Origin of the sequence: Streptomyces sp. NPDC051217 (genome assembly GCF_044455465.1) — a bacterium.
In the GTDB taxonomy this organism is placed as follows: domain Bacteria; phylum Actinomycetota; class Actinomycetes; order Streptomycetales; family Streptomycetaceae; genus Streptomyces.
In genome coordinates this window covers 53,060-66,962 of the sequence record NZ_JBITEV010000008.1, presented here as the reverse complement: position 1 = coordinate 66,962, position 13,903 = coordinate 53,060, and the positions used below count along the sequence as shown (strand labels likewise).

The following is a 13,903-nucleotide window of genomic DNA, read 5'->3' as shown; positions in this document are numbered from 1 at the left end:
CGGCTCTGCACCCGCTGCCACCCCGTGGTGGCCATCGAGATGTGCTTTCCGTAAGGATGTGGTCATGACGAACGACGGGGGACGGGCGAACGAGCCCACGAGCTACGGACTTCGACCGCCGCAGCCGCAGCCGTATCCGCCGCACCAGGGGCAGCCGCCGCAGGTGCCGACCCAGGCCGCTCCCCAGAGCCCTCAGGGTTCCCCGTACCAGCCGACGCAGCAGACCCCGCAGGGCCCCGCCGCGCCCGACCCGTCGGCCGGACGCCTGCTGGGCGGCCGCTACCGGCTCGTCTCGCGGCTCGGGCACGGCGGTATGGGCACCGTCTGGCTGGCGCACGACGAGGTCGTGGACCGCGACGTCGCGGTCAAGGAGCCCCGGGTGCCCGAGCATCTCAGCGCCCAGGAACGCGACACCGTCCACCGGCGGATGCAGCGCGAGGCGACCTCCGCCGCGCGGATCGACCATCCCTCGGTCGTCACGATGCACGATGTGGTCGTCGAGGACGCCAAGCCGTGGATCGTCATGGAGCTGGTACGCGGCCAGTCGCTCGCCGACCGTCTTCAGGAGGGCACCCTCGACCCGCGCGAGGCCGCCAGGATCGGGCTCGACGTACTGAACGCGCTCAACGCCGCCCACGAGGCAGGTGTGCTGCACCGCGACGTGAAGCCGGACAACGTCCTGCTCGGGCGCGGCGACCGCGTCGTGCTCAGCGACTTCGGCATCGCCCAGGTCGAGGGCCAGCAGGGGCTCACCGAGACGGGCGCCTTCGTCGGCTCACCGGAGTTCATCGCGCCGGAGCGGGTGCTCGGCCAGCGCCCCGGCCCCGAGTCGGACCTCTGGTCGCTGGGCGTCGTGCTGTACGCGGCGGTCGAGGGGATGTCCCCGTACCGCCGCTCGAACATCCCCGCGACGCTCCAGGCCGTACTCTCCGCCGAGCCGCAGATACCGGCCCGCGGATCGGGCGCCTTCGGCACGGTCGTGATGCAGCTCCTGCGCAAGGACCCGGCGGCACGTCCCACCGCCGCCGAGGTGCGCGCGGTACTGGAGTCCGTGGCGCGTCCGCCGCAGCTCTCCGCGGAGGCGGCGAGGCTCTACCAGGGCGCGGGCAACAGCGGGTCGGGCGGCGGCAACAAGTGGGTCCCGCCGGTCCTCCACCGCAACCGCCCGGCGCAGTACGGCCTCGGTGGCGGGCTGCTCGCGGTGGCTCTCGCGCTGGTGCTGATCTTCTTCAACCCGTTCGTGTCCGAGGGGCTGCCGGAGGGCTGGGGTGTCCGCCCGGAGGCGGAGATCCTGGAGGCCGAGATAGCCGTCCCGAAGGATTACCGGCGCTCCCAGGAGAGCGGGACCGAGGAGACCCGAGTCAGCTTCAAGGATCCGAGCGGCGTCTTCGGTATCTCCATGGACCAGGTCCAGAAGCAGCCGGACTTCGAGATGGTGGAGCCCGATTCGGACGCCTGGAAGGCCCACTACGAGGGCGGCGGCGTGAGCGGTACGGAGATGAAGGAAGCGGCGTACTCGACGAAGGACTCGTCCTTCGAGGGCTCGGACAAGGCGTTTGAGAACATCGTCGACTTCACGTCGTACAGCGATTCGTCCGAGGAACCCGTCCGCTACCGCTACCACGAGCTGGTCGTCCCCGGCGAGGACGATGTGCACTGGCGGCTGCGCGTGACCATGCCCGCCCGGGGCGACGCCGTGAAGGACGGCGAGGAACTCTTCTCGAACGTCGTCAAGAACCTCGTGATCGACAGTAGCTTCCTGCCCTGAGCGCCTGATCAGGGCTTTTCCGCCAGCGATCACTGGCGCGTTCGTGGCGGGTCGGCCGGTGGTCGTCCGCCGGTCGGCGTACTCCCGGTCGGCGACCGGTGAAAAGGTGTTACCGGCGGGTACCCAAAGTTCCGGATGCGGCATACCCTCGCCCTCATGACGGACTCACAGGCCCCCACGACCAATCCCGTGGCTCCGGTGCCCGCCGGCGTGCGCACCGCCGCCGACGTGGTCACTCCCGAAGTGCTCGCCCAGCTCATCAGGGGCGTCGTGGGTTCCGGGCACACCGCGAACCACACCCCGGCCACCGGCGAGAAACTCGCCGACCTGCCCGAGTCCACGCCCGAGGACGTCGCCGAGGCCTTCGCGCGCGCCCGCGTCGCGCAGCCCGTCTGGGCGGCCACCTCCGTACGGAAGCGCGCCGCCGTCCTCCTCCGCTTCCACGACCTGCTGCTGGAGCGCCAGGCCGAGGTGCTCGACCTCATCCAGCTGGAGACCGGCAAGGCGAGGCTGCACGCGCACGAAGAGGTCCAGTCCGTGGCCGTCGCCGCCCGCCACTACGGGCGCAAGGCCCCGGCGTATCTGCGGCCGAGACGGCACACCGGCGCCGTACCCCTGCTGACCAAGGTCACCGAGCAGCGCCACCCGCGCGGTGTCGTCGGCCAGATCGTGCCCTGGAACTACCCGCTGGAGCTCTCCGTCGGCGACGCCCTGCCCGCCTTCGTCGCGGGCAACGCCGTGGTGATGAAGCCCGACACCGAGACAGCGCTCACCGCGCTGTGGGCACGTGACCTGCTGGTCGAGGCCGGGCTGCCGGCCGGGGTGTTCCAGGTGGTGATCGGCGAGGGCGCGGTCGTGGGACCGGAGGTCGTCGAGCACGGCGACTACATCTCGTTCACCGGTTCCACCCGCACCGGCCGTGAGGTCGCGAAGCGCGCGGCGGGCCGGCTCGTCGGCGCCTCCCTCGAACTCGGCGGCAAGAACGCCATGCTCGTCCTGCACGACGCCGACATCGACAAGGCGGCGGCCGGCGCGGTGCGCGCCTGCTTCTCCACCGCCGGCCAACTCTGCATCTCCATCGAGCGGTTGTACGTCCACGAGTCCGTGGCCGACGCGTTCGTCGAGCGGTTCGTCGCCCGTACGAAGGCGATGCGGCTGGGCAGCGCGCTCGCGTACGGCGCGGACATGGGCTCGCTCGTCGGCGAACGCCAGCTCAAGACCGTGAGCAGCCATGTCGAGGAAGCCGTCGCCAAGGGAGCCACGGTCCTCGCGGGCGGCGTCGCGCGCCCCGACATCGGGCCGTACTTCTACGAGCCCACCATTCTTCAGGGCGTCGAGGCGCCGATGTCGGTCTGCACCGAGGAGACCTTCGGGCCGGTCGTCTCCCTCTACCGGTTCAGCGACGAGGACGAGGCCGTCGAGCTGGCCAACTCCACGCCGTACGGGCTCAATTCGAGCGTCTGGACGCGTGACGGCAGGCGGGGGCACGCGATCGCCACCCGGCTTCGCACCGGCACCGTCAACATCAACGAGGGTTACGCCTCGGCGTACGGCAGCGTCCAGGCGCCGATGGGCGGCATGAAGGAGTCCGGCCTCGGCCACAGGCACGGCTCCGAGGGCATTCTCAAATTCACCGAGGTACAGACCGTCGCGCAGCAGCGCGTGCTGCCGGTGGCTCCGTCGATGGGCATGGACGACGAGAAATACGCGGCGTTCATGACCAGGAGCCTGCGCGTGCTCAAGGCATTCCGGCTGCGCTGATTCGAAGAAGGAGAGCCGATGTCAGGGGAGATCCATGCCCGGGGCCCGGAGGACGAGGTCGCGGCGGAGGCGGAGGCCGTCGCTGTCGCTGTCTCCGACGCCGACGAAACCGGTGACGGTGACGGTGACGACTACGACGTCATCGTCGTCGGGTCGGGCTTCGGCGGTGCGGTCTCAGCGCTGCGGCTGACCGAGAAGGGTTACCGCGTCGGGGTCCTCGAAGCCGGCCGTCGCTTCACGCCCGGCACCCTCCCCAAGAACTCCTGGGACATCAAGAACTATCTGTGGGCCCCGGCCCTCGGCCTCTTCGGTATCCAGCGGGTCCATCTGCTCGGCAATGTGATGGTCCTGGCGGGCGCCGGTGTCGGCGGCGGCTCGCTCAACTACGCGAACACGCTGTACGTGCCGCCGAAGGCGTTCTTCGAGGACAAGCAGTGGGCCGGCATCACCGACTGGCAGACCGAACTCGCCCCGTACTACGACCAGGCCCGGCGCATGCTGGGCGTCAGGCTCAACCCGACCATGACCCCCTCGGACGTCCATCTCAAGGCGACCGCACAGGCGATGGGCGTGGGCGACACCTTCCACCTCGCGCCGGTCGGGGTCTTCTTCGGCGACGGCAAGGACGCCGACGGTACGGAGCGGGCGGAGCCGGGCGCGTCCGTCGGCGACCCGTACTTCGGCGGCGCCGGTCCCTCCCGCAAGGCGTGCGCCCAGTGCGGTGAGTGCATGACCGGCTGCCGGCACGGCGCCAAGAACACGCTCAACGAGAACTATCTCCACCTCGCCGAACAGGCCGGGGCGGTCATCCGCCCCATGACGACCGTCGTCGACATCACCGAGGACCCGGCCGGCGGCCATCGTGTCGCGACCGTCCCCACCCACCGGCGGAAGTCGGCGCCACGGGTGCTGCGCGCCCGCCATGTCGTGATCGCAGCGGGGACGTACGGGACGCAGACCCTGCTGCACACGATGAAGGACCGGGGTCGGCTGCCCCGGCTGTCCGACCGGCTCGGTGAGCTGACCCGTACCAACTCCGAGGCCCTGGTGGGCGCCCAGACCACCGACCGGCGCTACCGGAAGAAGCACGGCGCCGCCGGTGGCCGGGGAGGGGCCGACTTCACCCGTGGTGTCGCCATCACCTCCTCCTTCCATCCCGACGCCGACACCCATGTGGAGCCCGTCCGTTACGGCAAGGGGTCCAACGCGATGGGCTCGCTCTCGATCCTCCAGGTCCCGTACAGCGAGAACGGACGCCGGATAGCGGGCTGGCTCGGCAACATGGCCAAACACCCTGTCCGCGCGGCCCGTTCGCTCTCCAACCGGCACTGGTCGGAGCGGACCATCATCGGTCTGGTCATGCAGTCCGTCGACAACTCGCTGACGACGTACCGCAAACAAGGCGGCCTCGGGAAAGGTCTGCTGACGGCCCGTCAGGGTCATGGCGCCCCCAACCCCAAGCAGATCGCGGAGGGCACGCGCACGGCGACGCTGCTGGCCGAGGAGATCAACGGCTTCGCCGGCTCGAACGTCGGTGAGCTGATGGGCACTCCGCTCACCGCGCACTTCCTCGGCGGCTGCCCGATCGGGGCGGACGCGGAGCACGGTGTCATCGACCCGTACCACCGGCTGTACGGCCACCCGGGTATCTCGGTCGTCGACGGCTCGGCGGTCTCGGCGAACCTCGGCGTCAATCCGTCGCTCACCATCACCGCGCAGGCCGAGCGCGCGATGTCCTTCTGGCCCAACAAGGGGGAGAGGGACCCGCGTCCGGAGCAGTCGGCGGGGGCGGCGTACGTACGGCGGGAGGCGGTCGCGCCGAAGTCGCCGGCGGTCCCGGCGTCGGCCTTCGGGGCGCTGAAGCTGCCGTTCCTCGGGCTGCCGGCGGTCCCGCCGAAGAGAGCGGTGTAGCGCCAACGGTCGTCCGGGCGGCAAGGAGGCGCTGCACCCCCCTCCGAGTGCAGCGCCTCCGGTCTCGTGGCCCGCGCCCGCGGGCTCTGCCGGCGCGTGTTACGCGGCGGCGTCACCGCTCCGGCGACGGAGCGCGAACACCAGGCCGCCGCCCGCGACGACCGCGAGCCCGGCCGCCGTGCCGAGGGCCGGCAGCATGGAGTGGGAGCCGGTCTCGGCGAGGGTGCCGGTCGCGGCGGCGGGCAGTGGCTCCGAACCGCCCTGCGGCTTGACGTCCGCGGGGCTCTCGCCCTTCTCGGGCTGGGCCGGCGGGAGGTCGCCCGGCTCCGTGTCGGCGGCCAGGACCCGGAAGCTGTACCACTTCTCGTCGAGCGAGCACTTCTCCTCGTCGACGGAGACCGCGAAGGCGATCGCGACGGCCGAACCGGCCAGGGCCTTCGCGGCGATCTTGAGACGGAGCTGGAGCGAGTACGTCTCGCCCGCCTCGATGTCGAGGACCTTCCCCGCGATCGAGCCGCCGTCGGAGAGCTCGTTGACCCACTTCCTGCCGTCGTAGTACTCGAACCGCGCGTACGTGGAGGTCAGGCTGGACTCGAAGGAGCCGTGGGCGTCCTTCTTGTAGAGCACGACGGCGCCGAGGTCGACCGACACGGCCTCCTCGCCGTTGGTGTTGTCGAGGTTCAGATGGAACGCCTTCCAGCCCGAACCGGCGACGATCTTGCTGGGGAGGCCGGAGAGCGTGGTCCTGAAGTCGGCGTCGGCGCACTCCTCGTCGGGAGGCGTGGGCTGTTCCTCTTCGCCGTCGTCATCCTCGTCGTCGTTCTCGCCGCCCGGGTTCTCCGGCTCGTCGTCCTGCGCCGGGGGTTCGGCCTCGCCGGGCGCCGTGACGACCTCGTCGTCGCCGGGCGGCGGATCCTGGCCGTCCGTGGGCGGGGCTTCGAGCTCGTCGTCCGCGGGCGGAGTCTCGGCCTCGTCGTCGCCGGGAGGCGGCGGGTTCTCGTCGGCGGGCGTGGTCTGGGTGGTGCCGGTGGTGTCGGGGTCACCATCGGCCGCGTACGCGGCCGGCGCCGCCAGGAAGGCGGCAGGGGCCATGACAGCGGTCGCTGCTGCGACGGCCATGGCGCGGCGGAGCTTCATGAAGACCTCGGCGAAGTCCGGGCACCGCGGACAGGCGGTGCGGAGTCTATGGGTGCTCCGACATGGGGCAGGAGAGACCTTTGTGTCGCATGATGGACCTGTGACCTGGGCAGATGGTTGCCCACTTCCTCACAGAATCCTTATGTGACGGCCGTCACACTCCGAGCGGCGACGAGCGGCCACACGCGGCCACACGCGGCCACACGCGACAAGGGCCCCGCGGGCCCGGTCCGAAGTGAATCGGACGGGCGCCTGCGGGGCCCTTGTCGTCGGCACCGTGGCGTCAGGGCGGCGCGCGGTGCCGGATCGCGGCGCTGGGGGGGTGAGCGCCGCGAGTTCGGGACGGTGGACTGGTGAGCGGTGAAGAGCGGGAAGAGCCGAAGGTGCGGTCGGACTGTCGGCCGGACACGGGGGGATCCGTATCCGTATGCGGTCGGCCCCGGGCGTCCCCGGTGCCGACCGCTCTTGGGGTGACCGGGCATGCTGTCCCCTGCCGACCGGTCACTCGCGCTGAGACGAGGTCCCACGACGCACCAGCGGTACGTCACACGCCCCAGCGAAGCCACGCGTGGTTTGTTCGGGCCCGCCCCTGGCTGGCACGGACATCGGGACCAACGAAGGCCCGGCGGGTCCGGTCACGCGCCGTACGGGTGAGGATGCGCCCGAACCCATGTCCGTACAGTCCGGGCGACTCCGGGCCGCACCGCCCCCGTACCCGCTCAGATCCGGCCGCGTGAGAGCTCCAGCAGCGTCATCGCGAGCGCGGTGCCCGGCGTGCCGAGCGCGTCGCTGAAGCGGCCCAGGATCTCGTTCTCGCGGGAGAGGTTGACCCGGCGTCCGCCGGAGGCGATACGGGCGTTCTGGATGACGGACGAGACGGCCATCCGTTCCTGTACGAGACCGATGATCCGGTCGTCCAGCGCGTCGATGCGCTCACGGGCGCCGTCGATCACCTCTGCGGCCTCGTCGGTACGGGCGCCGGTGCGGTCGGTGACAGTCATGAAGGGCTCCTCTGTACGAAGGGGGAGACCCCGAGCGGCGAACATCCGGCCCGGACAACGCGGAACGCCCCGGGCCTTGTCGGCCCGGGGCGCCTGGGAAGTCGCTTGTCAGCTCAAGCGGCACGACCATGGCAGCCGGACGGGCCGGTGCCATAGATAAAGACGAAGGTCGAGTGCTCGCGCATGGCGGTCAGTATGCCCGAGGGCCGCCGGGAGCCCCGCGCGGGGTTCGGATGCTGAGACGAAAAGCTGTGTTCGGCCCCCGTTAGAATCGGAGTACCGAACCCCTTCACCGCCGGAAGGCCGCGCCCGTGCCAGCAGTACCCCCCGCCGCCCCCGACGCCGTACTCGTCGTCGACTTCGGCGCGCAGTACGCCCAGCTCATCGCCCGCCGCGTCCGCGAGGCCCGGGTCTACAGCGAGATCGTCCCCTCGACGATGCCGGTGGCCGAGATGCTGGCCAAGAACCCCAAGGCGATCATCCTCTCCGGCGGCCCGTCCTCCGTGTACGCGGAGGGCGCCCCGACCGTCGACCGCGCGCTCTTCGAGGCCGGGGTCCCGGTCTTCGGCATGTGCTACGGCTTCCAGCTGATGGCGACGGCACTCGGCGGGACGGTCGACAACACCGGCTCGCGTGAGTACGGCCGGACGGGACTCCACGTCTCCCTGGCCGGCTCCACCCTCTTCGAGGGCACCCCGGCCGAGCAGCAGGTCTGGATGTCGCACGGCGACGCCTGTTCCGCCGCCCCCGAGGGCTTCACCGTCACCGCCTCCACCGATGTGGTGCCGGTCGCCGCCTTCGAGAACGACGAGAAGAAGCTGTACGGGGTCCAGCACCACCCCGAGGTGATGCACTCCACGCACGGCCAGCAGGTCCTTGAGCACTTCCTCTACCGGGGCGCCGGCATCGAGCCGACCTGGACCACCGGCAACGTCATCGAGGAGCAGGTCGCCGCGATCCGTGAGCGGGTCGGCTCCAGCCGCGCGATCTGCGGTCTCTCCGGCGGCGTGGACTCGGCCGTCGCCGCCGCCCTCGTACAGAAGGCCATCGGCTCCCAGCTGACCTGCGTGTACGTCGACCACGGACTGATGCGCAAGGGCGAGACCGAGCAGGTCGAGAAGGACTTCGTCGCCGCGACCGGTGTGCAGCTGAAGGTCGTCGACGCACAGGAGCGGTTCCTGGCCGCGCTGGCCGGAGTCTCCGACCCCGAGCAGAAGCGGAAGATCATCGGCCGCGAGTTCATCCGGGTCTTCGAGCAGGCCCAGGCGGAGATCATCGCCGAGGCCGAGCCCGGCGAGCCGGTCGAATTCCTGGTCCAGGGCACCCTCTACCCGGACGTGGTCGAGTCCGGCGGCGGCAGCGGCACGGCCAACATCAAGTCGCACCACAACGTCGGCGGACTCCCCGAGGACCTGGAGTTCTCCCTCATCGAGCCGCTGCGCCAGCTCTTCAAGGACGAGGTCCGGATGGTCGGCCAGGAGCTGGGCCTGCCGGACGAGATCGTCCACCGCCAGCCCTTCCCGGGACCGGGCCTCGGCATCCGTATCGTCGGCGACATCACGCGCGAGCGCCTGGACCTGCTGCGCGAGGCGGACGCCATCGCCCGCGAGGAGCTGACGGCGGCCGGTCTCGACCGCGACATCTGGCAGTGCCCGGTGGTGCTGCTCGCGGACGTCCGGTCCGTGGGCGTCCAGGGCGACGGCCGCACCTACGGCCACCCGATCGTGCTGCGCCCCGTCTCCTCGGAGGACGCCATGACGGCGGACTGGACGCGGATGCCGTACGACGTACTGGCGAAGATCTCCACCCGCATCACCAACGAGGTGGCGGACGTGAACCGCGTGGTCCTGGACGTGACGAGCAAGCCGCCGGGCACGATCGAGTGGGAGTGACCGTCCTCCCGGGTCAACGCCGATGCCGTCGCTCATTCGTCCGGGTGGCGGCATCGGCATGTGCGGAAGAATTCGCTCGCACCCGGCCGATCGCCTGTGCGAGCGTCTCCCACCATGTCCGACGACGAACTGAACGCCATCCTCGCCGCCCCCAACAACCCCCTCCTGACCTGGAACGCTCCCCTCTCCGAAGAGCACGCCCGTTCACTGGTCGACGCCTGTCCCGTGCCCGAGGGCGGGAAGGTGCTCGATCTCGGCTGTGGCTGGGGCGAGTTGCTGCTGCGGATGGTCGAAGGCGCCCCCGGCAGCTCCGGTGACGGTGTGGAGAAGGATCCCGTCGCGGTCGAGCGCGGGCGACGGCTCGCCCGGGAGCGGGGGCTCGGCAGCCGGGTCACCTTCCACGAGAGCTCCGCCGACGCGTGGACGCGGACCGGATACGACCTCGCCGTCTGTATCGGCGCCGTGCACGCCTGGCCCGGCTCGACCCGCGAGGCGCTGCGCGCCCTGCGCGCGGCCGTGAAGCCCGGCGGGCATGTGCTTCTCGCGGACGGATTCTGGGCGGTTCCACCGACCGACGCCGCGCTGACGGGACTCGGCGCCGTCGAGGACGAATTGGTCGGCTCGCTCGACGACTTGGTCCGGGCCGCCGCCGACGCCGGCTTCGCACCGCTCCGTACCACCGTCGCCGACCAGCGCGAATGGGATGTCTTCGAGTCCAACGGCCGGGCCGGCTGGGGCGAGCGCTGGGCCCTCGACCACCCCGATCACCCCCTGCACGACGCCGCCCGGGTCACTGCCGCCAGGCACCGCGCGGGCTATCTCGGCGGCTACCGGGGGTACTTGGGTTTCGCGTATCTGGTCCTCGGCGTCTGACCCCCTCTTGGATACGGCACAATTCCCAGTCACAGCAAGGAAGTTCACCCGGAGAGACAGCGACGGGTGCGGGGCGGGGAAGGCGGCATTCGGCGTGGCGGTGCAAGTGGCGGGGCAAGGCACGCACGGCGGGGGCTGTACCTGCGGGAACTGCCCGAGCGGGGCTCCTGAGGGGCACCGCCGGGCGGTCGCGGCGTTCCTCGCGAAACGTGAGGAGTTCGCGGCGGGCCAGGGCCTGCCCGCCGCGCTCGCGCACTCACCCGGCGCGTCCAGGCAGTGGGTGTCCGACGAACTCACCCAGTCCGCGCGCGCCGTCGCCGACCGCAGCCGCGAGGCGGGCGACGCCTGGCTGCTCGCCGTCTGGCGGCACACGCTGCTCCTGGTGTGGGGAGCCGTCGTGGTCTTCGTGCTGGGGCTGGCCGTCACCGCGATCGGCGCGGGCTGGACCGGCGCCCGTACGGCGGGGCTGATCGCCTCCCTCGTCGTGGCCGGACTGCTCACCGGCGCCGCCAGGCTGCACCGTACGCGCGGCGGCCTCCTCGCCCCGCTCATCGGCGAGGACAACCGGCTGTCGACCTCCCGCACCATCGCCTCCGCGTGGGTGCTGCTCGTCGTCTTCGCCGTGCTGGTGCTCGCGCTCCAGCTCGCCGGGGCGTCCGACAACGACGCGCGCGACGCGCTCATCGCGGGGCTCGAACTCGCCCGTGGCGTCGGCATGCTGACCGTGGTGACCGTGGTGTGCGCGACCGCCGTCGTCGTACGCCGGGTGGTGGGCGTACGCGTCGGGGACCGGCGCCTTCAGAAGGTACGGGCCGAGCGTCCGCGCCTCGCCGACCTGCTCTGCGACGACGGCGGGCGCGGCAGCTTCGCCGACGTCCAGTACACGCTGGTCACGGCCGTCGCCGTGCTCTTCTCGGCGGTACGGCTGGCCCGCCGCCCCGAGCAGTTGCCCGACCTGCCGTGGGCGCTCGCCCTGCTGGTGATCGTCTCCGCCGCGACGTACTTCGCCGGGAAGTGGGCCGAGGGCGGTCGTCCGGTGGTGCTCTCGGTCGTCCGGGCCAGGGAGGCCGGGGATCTGGACGCGCCGATCCGCACCGGTGACGACATCGAGATCCGGGGGACCGGTTTCGTGCCGCCGGGCGCGGGCACGCCGGACCGGCTGGCCAGGATGGTCGTACGGATCGGACCGGTCCATATCCACGTACCGCTGGTCCCGGTCCCCGGCGGCTTCCAGAACCCGTCGGACACCGTGCTCACCGTGCCCGTCCCGGTCGACGTGGAGCCGGGGCGCCTCGACGTACAGGTGGTGACGGCGGCCGGAGTCGAGACGAACCGCGTGGCGATCGACGTCGTGGACTGAGTCCGGACCGGCACAGTGCGGACGGACGGCGACATAGCGGGCGGACCGCTGAGCGCGGGGTCCGTCCCATCCGTATGCATGCACGAGGCACGCGGGGACAATCGAGCCCTGCGAGCGACGTGGGCAGCGGAAAGGCAGGACGCGCTATGGCGCACGGATACCGGACAGACACCTTCGGAACGGTCGGCGGTGAGCAGCGGGGCTGGAAGGACTCGGCGACGAAGTACGCCCTGCTGCCGCTGAGGATCTTCCTCGGAGTGACCTTCATCTACGCCGGACTCGACAAACTCACCGACAGCGCCTTCATGTCGGCCGACGGGCCCGGTTCCGTCGGTGACCTGATGCGGAGCGTGCGGGACAGCTCGGCCATCCCCGCGCTCGTCGACCTCTCCCTCAAGAACCCCGAGGGCTTCGGCTACGCGATAGCCATCGGCGAACTCGCCGTCGGCCTCGGCACGCTCGTCGGGCTGCTGGCCCGGCTCGCCGCGTTCGGCGGCGCGCTGATCTCCCTGAGCCTGTGGCTGACGGTGAGCTGGCAGTCGGACCCGTACTACTACGGCAACGACCTCGCCTACCTCATGGCCTGGCTGCCGCTCGTGCTCGCCGGCGCCTCGGTGTTCTCCCTGGACGCGGCCCTGGCCGACAGGCGGCGGCGAATGCTGTAGTCGGCCATCGACACGGCGGAGGCCAGGAAGAGGCCGCCGCAGATGAACGGGACCATCACATACCAGGGGGCGTCCCACCAGCCCCCCGCGTCTCCGGCGAACACGGTGGCCGCGCCCGTCACGGCGAGCCCGGCCACCAGCTTGCCCGGCTTGAACTCATGCCGCAGCACGGGTCACCTCCACCTGTCCGACACCGGCTTCGAGCCGAAGGTCCAGTGTGCCCGCCGGTTTCACGCCCTTGGGCGGGGCCACGGTACGCGTCCGTTCCTGGGCCGGTGAGAGGTCGATGTCGTTCGGCCGCTCGCCGGGGAGCTGGAGGTCGCCGAGCCCCACCTCCGCGTGCACCTTCAGCGTCACGTCGTGCGGCACGACGACCTTCAGCTTCCCCGCGCCGACCTCCGCCTCCGTACGGAGGGTCTTGCCCGCGGCGATGCCGACCCGGGAAAGATCGAGCGTCCCGACACCGGTGCCGAGTTCGTACGCCGGCGCCACCGAGGCGACCGTCGCCGGGCGCCATGTCGTACGGACCCAGTCCGTGCCGATGTCCTTCGGGATGGCCGCCGAGCCCGCGAGCAGCCCGGCGGTGAGGATCGTGAGGAAGATCGTGCCGAAGCCCGTACGTCCCAGGAAAGCGCTCCCGAGGAGGCCGAGACCGAACACCCCGAGCGTGGCGGCGAAGGCGATCTGCAGGCTCGTACCGAGCGGCTGCTCCTCCCACGACAGTCCGAGGCCGAGACCGCCCGCGGCCATCGCCAGCAGGAAGACGAGGCCGCCGATGCCGCGCGGGCGGCCCTTGCGCCCGCACGGGGACCCGGACTCCTTCCGCTTCCCCTTTCCCCCGCCCGACGGATCCGCGTCCGCCTCGTCGTCCGGGCCCCACAGATAGTCGGGCGGCGACGCCGGCCCCGTCGTGCCGTCCTTGACGATCGGGTCGCGCCACCACGACGGACCGCCGGGGGTCGGCGGCGCCTTCGTCTCCGGGGGAGCCTCGGCCACGGCCGCCGCCGTACCCGGGTCGAGCGGGCCGCCCTCCTGCGTGGTGGCGCTGCGCCGCTGCGACCAGACCGCCGCGCCGATCGTGGCGATCGACAGCATCGTGGCGAAGCCGAGGGTGCCGCTGTTGTTGAGCATCGACAGGAACAGGCCGCAGCCCACGAGCGCGAGGAGCACGGCGATCAGGGACGCGCCGTCCACGCGGCCCGACAGCAGACGGCGCAGCTCGTTCTCGTCCTCGCCGTCGACCGGCACCAGCAGCCAGGCGAAGCCGTAGAAGATGAGGCCGATGCCACCGGTCAGCGTGAGCACGACGACGACGATCCGGAAGATGACCGGGTCGAGGTCGCAGTAGCGCCCCAGCCCGCCGCAGACGCCCGCGACGACCTTCTGCCGCGGCGCGCGCACCAACTGGGGGGGCGGCGGCTGCGGCTGCGTCGAGGTGTGCGGCACGGACTGAGTCATACGACCATGGTGACCGTCCGCCCGCCCGGTCTCCAGCCGTCCCGACCCTGGCCGGTCCCTGATATTCCGCGGTGGCC

The 13,903-nt window shown here is 71.3% G+C and carries 11 protein-coding genes; 7 read left to right on the top strand and 4 right to left on the bottom strand.

Annotated features, from left to right (window positions below; all coding sequences use genetic code 11):
* The first annotated feature begins 64 nt into the window (after positions 1 to 64).
* The 3 genes from ACIBBB_RS19345 to ACIBBB_RS19335 all read left to right on the top strand — a co-directional run bounded on the left by ACIBBB_RS19345 (position 65) and on the right by ACIBBB_RS19335 (position 5,440).
* Positions 65 to 1,768 carry a serine/threonine-protein kinase gene (locus ACIBBB_RS19345; protein ID WP_398983504.1) on the top strand — a complete coding sequence of 568 codons (1,704 nt, stop codon included), beginning with the start codon at positions 65 to 67 and terminating at the stop codon, positions 1,766 to 1,768.
* Positions 1,769 to 1,924: 156 nt separating this feature from the next.
* Entirely contained in the window at positions 1,925 to 3,529 is a 1,605-nt protein-coding gene (locus ACIBBB_RS19340; RefSeq protein WP_398983502.1) for a succinic semialdehyde dehydrogenase, read from the top strand.
* Positions 3,530 to 3,547: 18 nt separating this feature from the next.
* A complete protein-coding gene (locus ACIBBB_RS19335) occupies positions 3,548 to 5,440 on the top strand; it encodes a GMC oxidoreductase (RefSeq protein ID WP_398983500.1) in 1,893 nt (630 codons plus the stop codon).
* A 99-nt stretch (positions 5,441 to 5,539) separates the two neighbouring features.
* On the opposite strand, the gene ACIBBB_RS19330 is transcribed toward ACIBBB_RS19335, so the two are convergent.
* A complete protein-coding gene (locus ACIBBB_RS19330; RefSeq protein WP_398983498.1) occupies positions 5,540 to 6,559 on the bottom strand; it encodes a hypothetical protein in 1,020 nt (339 codons plus the stop codon).
* 737 nt (positions 6,560 to 7,296) lie between these two features.
* Complete coding sequence (locus ACIBBB_RS19325) at positions 7,297 to 7,578, bottom strand: chorismate mutase (RefSeq protein WP_398983496.1); 282 nt, start codon at positions 7,576 to 7,578, stop codon at positions 7,297 to 7,299.
* Between the two features lie 311 nt (positions 7,579 to 7,889).
* Here ACIBBB_RS19325 and guaA point away from each other — a divergent pair, with 311 nt between their 5' ends.
* The 4 genes from guaA to ACIBBB_RS19305 all read left to right on the top strand — a co-directional run bounded on the left by guaA (position 7,890) and on the right by ACIBBB_RS19305 (position 12,368).
* The gene (gene guaA / locus ACIBBB_RS19320; protein WP_398983494.1) at positions 7,890 to 9,470 is read left to right on the top strand and encodes a glutamine-hydrolyzing GMP synthase; all 1,581 of its coding nucleotides are present in this window, start codon (positions 7,890 to 7,892) and stop codon (positions 9,468 to 9,470) included.
* A 114-nt stretch (positions 9,471 to 9,584) separates the two neighbouring features.
* A complete protein-coding gene (locus ACIBBB_RS19315; protein WP_398983492.1) occupies positions 9,585 to 10,343 on the top strand; it encodes an SAM-dependent methyltransferase in 759 nt (252 codons plus the stop codon).
* A gap of 94 nt (positions 10,344 to 10,437) precedes the next feature.
* Positions 10,438 to 11,703: a hypothetical protein gene (locus ACIBBB_RS19310; protein WP_398983490.1), complete on the top strand. Its 1,266-nt coding sequence runs from the start codon at positions 10,438 to 10,440 to the stop codon at positions 11,701 to 11,703.
* A gap of 146 nt (positions 11,704 to 11,849) precedes the next feature.
* A complete protein-coding gene (locus ACIBBB_RS19305) occupies positions 11,850 to 12,368 on the top strand; it encodes a DoxX family protein (RefSeq protein ID WP_398983488.1) in 519 nt (172 codons plus the stop codon).
* On the opposite strand, the gene ACIBBB_RS19300 is transcribed toward ACIBBB_RS19305, so the two are convergent.
* Positions 12,275 to 12,538 (bottom strand): hypothetical protein, encoded by a 264-nt coding sequence (locus tag ACIBBB_RS19300; protein WP_398983486.1) that lies wholly within the window; start codon positions 12,536 to 12,538, stop codon positions 12,275 to 12,277. The two genes, ACIBBB_RS19305 and ACIBBB_RS19300, sit on opposite strands and share 94 nt — an antisense overlap.
* Positions 12,525 to 13,826, bottom strand: a complete 1,302-nt coding sequence (locus ACIBBB_RS19295; RefSeq protein WP_398983484.1) for a PspC domain-containing protein — start codon at positions 13,824 to 13,826, stop codon at positions 12,525 to 12,527. The genes ACIBBB_RS19300 and ACIBBB_RS19295 overlap by 14 nt, the downstream gene beginning before the upstream one ends.
* Positions 13,827 to 13,903: the final 77 nt, after the last annotated feature.

Bases quoted from the DNA above. Each gene is read 5' to 3' on its own strand.
- ACIBBB_RS19335 (WP_398983500.1), top strand. From the start codon at position 3,548: ATGTCAGGGGAGATCCATGCCCGGGGCCCGGAGGACGAGGTCGCGGCG.
- ACIBBB_RS19315 (WP_398983492.1), top strand. From the start codon at position 9,585: ATGTCCGACGACGAACTGAACGCCATCCTCGCCGCCCCCAACAACCCC.
- ACIBBB_RS19340 (WP_398983502.1), top strand. From the start codon at position 1,925: ATGACGGACTCACAGGCCCCCACGACCAATCCCGTGGCTCCGGTGCCC.
- ACIBBB_RS19305 (WP_398983488.1), top strand. From the start codon at position 11,850: ATGGCGCACGGATACCGGACAGACACCTTCGGAACGGTCGGCGGTGAG.
- ACIBBB_RS19325 (WP_398983496.1), bottom strand. From the start codon at position 7,578: ATGACTGTCACCGACCGCACCGGCGCCCGTACCGACGAGGCCGCAGAG.
- ACIBBB_RS19295 (WP_398983484.1), bottom strand. From the start codon at position 13,826: ATGACTCAGTCCGTGCCGCACACCTCGACGCAGCCGCAGCCGCCGCCC.
- ACIBBB_RS19345 (WP_398983504.1), top strand. From the start codon at position 65: ATGACGAACGACGGGGGACGGGCGAACGAGCCCACGAGCTACGGACTT.
- ACIBBB_RS19330 (WP_398983498.1), bottom strand. From the start codon at position 6,559: ATGGCCGTCGCAGCAGCGACCGCTGTCATGGCCCCTGCCGCCTTCCTG.